We start from the raw sequence: 7,407 nt of genomic DNA, 5'->3' as shown, positions 1-7,407 counted from the left end.
CGGAGCCCTCGGGGCCGTCGGAACCCTTGGGGCTGTCGGAGCCCTCGGGTCCGGCAGGGCCGGCAGAGCCCTCGGGTCCGGCAGGGCCGGCAGAGCCCTCGGGTCCGGCGGGTCCGGCAGAGCCAGCGGGGCCGGGGCCTCGCAGCCCGCCCTGCTCATCCTCACGTGGTGCCTGCTCCTGGCCATCACCGGAGAGCAGCTTCGCCAGCTCGGCGTCGAAGTCCTCCGGGATCGCGACCTGTGCAAGCCCCTCGGCCTCCTCCTCGGAGGCGGCCTGCTGGGGTGCCCGCGGGCGGCCGGAGAGCACCTCGGCGCTGGGCAGCAGGTCGGGATGATCCCACTTCGCCTCGCGTCCGGACTCGCCCTCGGTGGCCAGCACGCTGTCCCACCAGGAGAGGGCTTCGCGCACCCGCCGTGGACGCAGCTCGATGCCGACGGTCTTCGAGAGCATCTGCTCGGCAGGCCCGCCAGCGGCACGGCGCCGCCGCAGCACCTCGCGCATGGCCTCGAGATCAGGCAGCTTGCCCTCGAGCGCCTTGGTGGTCACGTGGTCCACCCATGCCTCGATCAGGGCCAGGGTGGTGGCGAGCTCCTCGAGAGCGCGCTCCTGCGAGGCGCGGCGGGTGAAGACGAACATGTCCTCGGGGCGCCGGGCCTGCATCGCGGCCGGGTCGGAGAGGTCCAGATCCCGGACCATCTCATCGAGCGCGTCGAGGTCCAGGGTGATGCCGCGGGAGTAGTCCTCGATCGCGGAGAAGAGCGCCTTGCCCAGCCAGGGCGCGGCGCTGAACAGCGCGGTGTGCGCGATCTCGCGGGCGGCGAGGAAGATGCGCGCAGCGGCAGGGTCCAGGGAATGCGCGGAGATCAGGTCCTCGACGTTCGCGGCGACCAGGGCGGGCTCCCCGTCCCGGCCCAGCGGCATCCCGAGATCGGTGGTGCCGGCGGCCTCGCGGGCCAGGGCGCCGATGGCGTGACCGAACTGGACGCCGAACATGGTCCCGCCGATCCGCTCCATCATCGCGGCCGGATCGCCACCGGGCAGTGGCATCCCAGCACCCATGTCACCCATCTGCCCCAACTGGGCGGCGATCGCCTCGCCGATCGCGCCGGCCATGTACTTCGCGACCGGTTCGACGATGGGCTTCCAGTGCGGAAGGGTGCGATGCAGCCAGGTACCGCGGCTGTAGACGCCGAGCTCCGCGGTGGGCACGTCGATCGCGATCACCGGATCCAGCCACAGCCGCGCCACCTGCGCAGCCTGCCGGAGGTCCGCGATCGCGGTGTCGCCGGGCGAAGGATCGCCGGGAGTCCCTGCCGGCGACTCGGCGCCGGGGATCCCGGCCTGCCCGGCGGCGGTGCGCCGGGCGATGTCCTCCGCCATCTGCCAGTTCACAGGGTCATCGCCCTGTGCGGCGAACATGTGCTGCATCTGGGCGGCAGCCGCCCGCAGCTGGGCGGGGTCCTGGGGGAGATCGGCCTGCTGCGCGAGCGCAGAGAGGTCCAACCCGTCCAGGGCACCCTCGGGGAGGGCGTCTCCGAACGTCTCTTTCAGGAAGCGCTTCAGCGCCTCCTCGTCCATATCACCGGGTCCACCCGGGATCGGGGAATCACTCATGGCCACCTCCAGCTGTGCGTGGGTCCCCAGCCTACCGACCGCGCCTGATCGTCGCTCCGCGCGCCGCGAGGAGCATGCGGACGGTGGGGCACAATGTCGGGGTGACAGAAGACCCCACCGCCCCGTCGCCCGCCCGCAGGGTGCGCAAGCTGCTCGCCCGGTCCGTCGACGACGCGCAGCTCGCACGCCCGGTGCTGGCGCTGGTCTCGCTGCTGCTGCTGTGCGTGATGATCCTGGGCGGCTCCTTCATCCCGGTGCCCTATGTCATCGAGCGTCCGGGGCCCGCGATCGATGTGCTCGGCGAGTACGACGGCGAGCAGATCCTGGTCATCGACGGGGCGGAGACCCATCCGACCGATGGCGCGCTGATGATGACCACGGTCTCCGTCGACGGCGGGCCGGGATACCGGGTGACTCCGGTGGAGGTCGTCGCCGCCTGGTTCGACCGCTCCAAGATGGTGCTGCCCAAGGAGGCGGTGTTCCCCGAGGGGCAGACCCGCGAGCAGACCGTGCTGAACAACACCGCCGCGATGAGCACCTCCCAGCAGGGTGCGGTCGCCGTGGCGCTGGACGAGCTCGGTCTCGAGTACGAGTCCGTGGTGATGATCGCGGGAGTCGAGGAGGGGGCGCCGGCCGACGGCACCCTGGAGGGCGGGGACGTGATCGTCTCCGTCGGCGGCGAGACGGCGAGCTCCCTCGAGGGCTACCGCGAGCTGATCCGGGCCACGCCCGAGGGTGGGACGGTCCCGATGCGGGTGCGGCGCGCCGGTGAGGAGCTGGACCTCGAGGTCCCCTCCGAGATGGCCGACGGATCACCCCGGATGGGCGTGGTGCTCGCCGCAGGCTATGAGTTCCCGATGGACGTCCAGATCGCGGTCGGGGACATCGGCGGACCCAGCGCCGGAATGATCTTTTCGCTGTCCGTCTATGACGAGCTCACCCCCGGCGCCCTGACCGGCGGCCACCAGATCGCCGGCACCGGGACCATCGCCGTGGACGGCGCGGTCGGCCCCATCGGAGGGATCCGCCAGAAGATGGTGGGCGCCGACGAGTCCGACGCCGAGTTCTTCCTCGCGCCGAGCGCCAACTGCGACGAGGTCGTCGGCTACGAACCCGAAGGGCTCGAGGTCGTCGCCGTGACGGACTTCGAGGACGCGCTCGACGCCACCGAGACCATTGCCGAGACCGGCAGCGCCGAAGGCCTGCCCACCTGTGAGGACGTGAACAACGAATGAGCAAGCGCAATCGACGCCGCACTCCGCCGAAGCCGACAGTGGTGTTCGACTACGGGGGTGTGCTGAGCGCCGGGCATGACCCGGTGCCGGACCTGCATGAGCTGCTCGGCGGCGAGCCGTCGGTCCTCGAGGAGGCGCTGTGGCGTGAACGGGGTGCCTACGACCGCGGGGACACCACCCTCGCCGAGTACTGGGCCGCAGTGGCCGCCGCCGTCGGGGTCGAGGAGCTCTCCGAGGACGAGATCGCCGAGCTGCAGAAGGCGGACAACCGCTACTTCCTGCGGATGGACCCCGAGTCGAGGTCGCTGATCCACGATCTCGCCCGCAACGAGGTGCGCCTGGCCCTGCTGTCCAACGCGTCGGTGTCCTTCGCGGAGGAGGTGCGCCGTGCGGACTGGTTCGAGGCGTTCACCCTCGCCGTTGTCTCCGGCGAGGAGCGAGCGGCCAAGCCGGAACGCGAGATCTACGAGGTGATGCTCGACGTCCTCGCCCACGAGACCGGGGGAGTGTCCATCCCCTCGGCCGTCATCTACTTCGACGACCGCCAGGAGAACGTGGACGCCGCGAAGGAACGCGGCATCGACGCCCACTTCTGGCCCCGCAACGGCGATGTGCACCCCGAGGGGACCGAGCACGGCGCGGTGACGGCACGCCGGCTGCTCGCCGAACGCGGCGTCCCGCTGGACTGAGCGCTTGGACCGAGCGCTTCCGACTGGGCTGAGCTCTTGGATCGAGCGCTTCCGACTGGACTGGGCGCTTGGACCGAGCGCTTCCGACTGGGCTGAGCTCTTCCGCCTGGACTGCTCGACTGGACTGTTCAACTGGACTGAGCGCGTGCGACCCGTGTCCGACGGGGACCGATCCGGCGCCGCACGGGCGTTACGGGTGGCACGCGTCTATCTCGGCCCCGCCATCGGGGGTCAGAGGCCCGGATGCGGGTAGAGTCGGGCAGTGCGACACATCCCGTGCGGCACCGCTCTGCGGCGCGCCGGTGAGAATCCCCAGAACCCCTCTCCGAACAGGAACACGAGTTGGCTGAATTCATCTACTCCATGTACAAAGCCCGGAAGGCCGTGGGCGAGAAGGTCATCCTCGATGACGTCTCCATGAGCTTCTACCCCGGTGCGAAGATCGGCATGGTCGGCCCCAACGGCGCCGGCAAGTCCACGATCCTGAAGATCATGGCGGGGCTGGACCAGCCCTCCAACGGCGAGGCGAAGCTCTCCCCGGGCTACAGCGTCGGCATCCTGCTGCAGGAGCCGCCGCTGGACGAGTCCAAGACCGTCCTGGAGAACGTCCAGGAAGGCATGGGCGAGCTGTTCCAGAAGGTCCAGCGCTTCAACGCCATCGGCGAGGAGATGGCGGAGCCCGACGCCGACTTCGACGCGCTGATGGAGGAGATGGGCAAGCTCCAGACCGACATCGACGCCGCCAACGGCTGGGACCTCGACTCCCAGCTCGAGCAGGCGATGGACGCCCTGCGCTGCCCGCCCGGCGACGAGAAGGTCACCCACCTCTCCGGTGGTGAGCGCCGTCGCGTGGCGCTGTGCAAGCTGCTGCTGGAGAAGCCCGACCTGCTGCTGCTGGACGAGCCCACCAACCACCTCGACGCCGAGAGCGTGCTCTGGCTCGAGCAGCACCTCAAGCAGTACGAGGGCGCCGTCATCGCCGTCACCCACGACCGGTACTTCCTGGACCACGTGGCCCAGTGGATCGCCGAGGTCGACCGCGGCCACCTGTACCCCTACGAGGGCAACTACTCCACCTACCTGGAGAAGAAGGAAGAGCGCCTCAACGTCCAGGGCAAGAAGGACCAGAAGCTCGCCAAGCGCCTCAAGGAGGAGCTGGAGTGGGTGCGGTCCAACGCCAAGGGCCGCCAGGCGAAGTCCAAGGCCCGTCTGGCCCGCTACGAGGAGATGGCCACCGAGGCCGAGCGCACCCGCAAGCTCGACTTCGACGAGATCACCATCCCGCCGGGCCCGCGGCTGGGCAACCAGGTCATCGACGCCAAGGACCTCAAGAAGGGCTTCGGGGAGCGCGTGCTCATCGACGGGCTCTCCTTCACCCTGCCGCCCAACGGCATCGTCGGCGTCATCGGCCCCAACGGCGTCGGCAAGACCACGCTGTTCAAGACCATGGTGGGCCTCGAGCCGCTGGACGACGGCGAGCTGAAGATCGGCAAGTCCGTCCAGATCAGCTACGTCGACCAGAACCGCGAGAACATCGACCCGGAGAAGAACCTCTGGGAGGTCGTCTCCGACGGGCTGGACTACATCCAGGTCGGCAAGGTCGAGATCCCCTCACGCGCCTACGTCAGCCAGTTCGGCTTCAAGGGCCCGGACCAGCAGAAGAAGGCGGGGATCCTCTCCGGCGGTGAGCGCAACCGCCTGAACCTCGCGCTGACCCTCAAGCAGGGCGGCAACGTGCTGCTTCTCGATGAGCCCACGAACGACCTGGACGTGCAGACCCTCGGCTCGCTCGAGAACGCGCTGCTCGAGTTCCCCGGCTGCGCCGTGGTCGTCTCCCACGACCGCTGGTTCCTGGACCGGGTCGCGACCCACATCCTGGCCTATGAGGGCACCGAGGAGAACCCGGCGAACTGGTACTGGTTCGAGGGTAACTTCGAGTCGTACCAGACCAATAAGGTCGAGCGCCTCGGCGAGGACGCCGCACGTCCCCACCGCGTGACCTACCGCCGCCTGACCCGCGACTGAGACAGACGCTCCGACAGACGATCTGCCGGACGCGCCCGCACGACACGCCGCCCCGCTCGCCATCGCGAGCGGGGCGGCGTCATGCTCAGAAGGATCAGACCCCGGAGACGGCGGGGTCCAGGCTCGCCACCACACGCTCGGAGGGTGTCCCGGACTCATTCCCAGGGGGCATCTCGCGGGTCACGAAGAGACGCTCATCGCTCTCCTCGGTGGTGAACCTGATAGAGCCGTCGTCGGCGAGATCAAGCACCCCCAGACTGCGCTGCACCCCATCGGTCTCGCCCCAGAGCTCGAGGACCTCGTCCTCCCAGCCCACGACCCCTTCGGCGCGCAGTGAGATGCCGTCCTCGGTGATGACCGCGCGCCAGGTCCCGTTGTCGCTGACTCCGGGGACCAGCTGGGCGCCGGCGGTCATGGTGTGGTTCGCCCAGGCTGAGGCGAGGCGCTCGGACTCCTCGAGCTGATGGTGGACATCCGACAGCAGATAGCCGAGCACCAGCAACGCGGCCACTGCAGCTGCTGCGACGGTGCGGGAGAACCACGGGACGCCGCGGCGCCCCTGCTCAGTGCGCCGCTTCTCGCGCCGGCGGTCGCGACGCGAACGCTGCTTCTCATCGGTGGCGCGGAAGGAGAAGGCGGGGGACGAGGCGCCCTCCGGAGCGCCCGTCGGCAGAGCCGCCTCGCTGCTGGCGGCCATCGACGAGCCGTCCTGTGGCTCCACGGCGCTGGAGTGGCGTCCGCCCGCCATCGCCGGCGGGCCGACCATCCGACGCTGCGAGTCGGTTCCGAGCACCGGAGTGGCGTAGTCGCCCCGATAGCTGGGCTCGGGCTCTGCGGCGCCTGCAGGACGGGCCGAGAGCGGACTCGAGCTGGCGCCATCGGTCCGCACTGCACCGAAGCCCTCGAGCACGGCGAGGCGCAGATCGCGAGACGGCGGGACCGTGGTCAGCAGCGCGAGACGCGCCGCGGCCTCGATGGCATGGCGATGAATCCCTGCCGTCTCCGGATACCGGGTCAGCTCGCGCAGTCGGAGCCGCTCACCCTCCTCGGCGAGGGCCAGGGCATCGAGTGCGGCCAGCGCTCGAGTCTCCACATCGGGCGGACCGCCGAAGGGGACCAGCTGATCCAGTGCCTGGGAGAGGATCACGGCGTTCTGCTGGCGAGGCTGCCCCGTGTAGGAGAACCGCCCCTGGGCGGCGGATTCGACCAGCGCACGATGTGCCGGCGGCAGCTCCAGCAGCACGCGCAGCACCTCCACCTCCCGTCGGTCGCGGGTGCGGTCGTTGACCAGGTCCGGTGCGACCAGGGAGCGCACGTCACCGCTGGGGTTGGTGGCCACTGCGGCCCGTCGGGCCCGGTCCAGCACCGCCGCCTCGCCCGGCAGCCCGCTCGCGGCGAGATCGCCGGCCTCTCGAAGGCAGGAGCGCAGCACCGTCACGGCGAGCTTCTCCGCCCGCGCCGAGGAGCCCGTCACATGCACGGAGAGGCCGTGGATGCGGGGCCCGAGCACGTCCACCAGTGCGGCCGCGGCACGCTGATCCCCACCGGCTGCTCGCCGCAGCAGCGTGCGCGTCGGATCGAGGCGCTCTCCGAGGTCGATGGTGTCCTCCGGGATCGCGGGCATCTCCCCGGTCCGTATGTCGCTCCCCATCGGGCGCCTCCGTGCGTTCTGCTCTCGTCGTCGGGGCACCGTCCCCCACGGTGCCGCACCATTGTCGCAGGCAGTGACGCCGGTGAGGGGCGAATGCCGCTGTCGGCGCGGGAACGGGCGGCCCCACCGGGAGGAAAGCTCTTGCAAGAATGTTGCACAGCGAGGGAGTTCTGCGTGTCGGACGATCTGGCA

The 7,407-nt window shown here is 70.1% G+C and carries 5 protein-coding genes; 3 read left to right on the top strand and 2 right to left on the bottom strand.

The genetic code is table 11. From position 1 onward, the window contains the following. A partial coding sequence (locus tag ACTH43_RS06745) for a zinc-dependent metalloprotease (protein WP_441444158.1) occupies positions 1–1,615 on the bottom strand: 1,615 nt, incomplete at its 3' end. A 101-nt stretch (positions 1,616–1,716) separates the two neighbouring features. Between ACTH43_RS06745 and ACTH43_RS06740 the strand changes: the two genes are divergently transcribed. From ACTH43_RS06740 to ettA, 3 genes are all read left to right on the top strand, one after another. Beyond that, positions 1,717–2,850, top strand: coding sequence for a YlbL family protein (locus tag ACTH43_RS06740; protein ID WP_441444157.1), 1,134 nt, complete (start codon positions 1,717–1,719; stop codon positions 2,848–2,850). Continuing rightward, positions 2,847–3,539 (top strand): HAD family hydrolase, encoded by a 693-nt coding sequence (locus ACTH43_RS06735; RefSeq protein WP_441444156.1) that lies wholly within the window; start codon positions 2,847–2,849, stop codon positions 3,537–3,539. Before ACTH43_RS06740 ends, ACTH43_RS06735 begins: the two co-directional genes overlap by 4 nt. A 342-nt stretch (positions 3,540–3,881) precedes the next feature. Beyond that, positions 3,882–5,564: an energy-dependent translational throttle protein EttA gene (ettA, locus tag ACTH43_RS06730; RefSeq protein ID WP_441444155.1), complete on the top strand. Its 1,683-nt coding sequence runs from the start codon at positions 3,882–3,884 to the stop codon at positions 5,562–5,564. A 94-nt stretch (positions 5,565–5,658) separates the two neighbouring features. Here the strand turns inward: ettA and ACTH43_RS06725 are convergent, their stop codons facing one another. Then, positions 5,659–7,215, bottom strand: a complete 1,557-nt coding sequence (locus tag ACTH43_RS06725; RefSeq protein WP_441444154.1) for an RNA polymerase sigma factor — start codon at positions 7,213–7,215, stop codon at positions 5,659–5,661. Between the last annotated feature and the right edge of the window lie 192 nt (positions 7,216–7,407).

This window comes from Brachybacterium sp. (assembly GCF_052095815.1).
Lineage (GTDB): Bacteria > Actinomycetota > Actinomycetes > Actinomycetales > Dermabacteraceae > Brachybacterium.
This window is presented reverse-complemented; position numbering and strand designations above follow the sequence as displayed.